We start from the raw sequence: 1627 nt of genomic DNA on the forward strand, positions 1-1627 counted from the left end.
CCCACTGCTGGCTAAGCCCGAAAAGGCACATCAGTATAGGAAAGCTTAGTTTTCTTATAGCCGTTGTAGTTGAGCAGGAACTCGATACCCTGCGTCATAAACGCCCGGTTTTTGCAGGGACCGATCTTTACATTTTTTAGCGGCAGTCGTCCGTCAAAAGCGTTGTCCTGTTTGGCTTTTACTTCAAGATAGGGAATAAGACCGTGCTGGTTTACCCGGAATTTAACTGGCGCAGACTTTATATTAGGCTGTATGACGATCCTGTACTCGCTTTCTTCCTTAAAACTATCGTGCTTGAAAAACGGCGTCAACCTATTTACCAGTTGAGATGCACTCGTATATTCAAATAACTGATTCTCTTTACTTATCTCAACAATACTTTCTTCCTTTAGAAAAGTGAGTATTTCCGCTTTCGCTTCCAGCGTGGAATCTCTACTGGTATAAAATACTCCACGTGATAATACCTGATAATCCTGGTAATCGAGGGCACTCTCTAATTTATCACTGTCGAACTCCAGACATACCCCTTGCGTAGCGGCATAGCCGCGCCACTGGCTAAGCAGATCAGACTTTTGGCAGAATGAAATATTATAATTATGCCTCGCCTGATGTAACCGGTGCCTGGCAAGTGTATTACGAAGGATTGTAATGCTTTCCTGGCTCAGTTCTTCATTTAGATGGTTGAGTGCATTTTCGAAAGCTGCGATACCATGATGCATTTCCTCTTCGTCGTTGAGAAAATACAGGTTGGTCGCCCGCAGGCAATGATTTTCAACAATGCCTTGGAGTCCGTTCAGGTCGGTGTAGTGGTAGATCTTGTTCATCCGTATCAGCCTGTTTCTGGAGAGATAAGCCAGTATAAACCAATCCGGCCAGTGGATCTTTACGTATCAAAGCGCCGCTTTTGTCGTCACTGGACGTTAAGGGTATTCAGTCCAGTTTTGTGTGATTACCACCGCCAGAACTTCCAGAAGGATAGATTAGTGTTTGATTTTTCAATAGATTCCTTTTCTTTTCTTAGTTCTGAATTAACGGTGACCTGAAAAATCTGTAAAGCTTCTTGAGCCTTATCATGGATGGGTTTCTTCTCGACGCGTTCAGCTGTACCCATTGTGATAGCCTGATCGACGGACGAAAATGTATCAAAAGCATGGATTCGAACGTCATTTTCGGCGGTGACCGAAATAATTTCATGCAACCGGATGTACTCAATATAATCGTGGTTATCATGCTGAAAAGAGGCAAACTTATGCTTCTGCAACATCATCCGGGAGCTGGATAAAAAATTGATATAACGCTCAGTTTTTACATCCAGTTCTTTCCTGCGCTGTGCTATTAACTCCTTTTTAAATTCATGCCTATGGGTTACCTTAAGTGTCACGCAAGTAGTGATGAGCGCTATTACAGAGCCCAGCCCGATTTTTACAGTACTATCAGCCACATCTACCCACTCAACTGCCATCTGCTATCCCCTACTTTCCTGTCATACTTATGGCTGCCAGTATATATCTTTGCCAGCCTGGAAACTCAGGTTATTCTGTCTACTTACCAGAGACTTTGTTTTATTCACGTAGCTACATCTGCATATCTATTGACATCTTTCGGCAATGTCAGCGTTTACCATTTC

Annotated in this window: 2 protein-coding genes; both read right to left on the minus strand. The window is 43.1% G+C overall.

Annotated elements, in window-relative coordinates; all coding sequences use genetic code 11:
• Positions 1 to 11 precede the first annotated feature (11 nt).
• Positions 12 to 824, minus strand: coding sequence for a DUF2971 domain-containing protein (locus AC2FC2_RS26880; protein ID WP_490660198.1), 813 nt, complete (start codon positions 822 to 824; stop codon positions 12 to 14).
• A gap of 125 nt (positions 825 to 949) precedes the next feature.
• Complete coding sequence (locus AC2FC2_RS26885) at positions 950 to 1462, minus strand: hypothetical protein (protein WP_129942264.1); 513 nt, start codon at positions 1460 to 1462, stop codon at positions 950 to 952.
• Positions 1463 to 1627 lie beyond the last annotated feature (165 nt).

The organism is Serratia sp. CoH_122_TC_1, assembly GCF_058191755.1.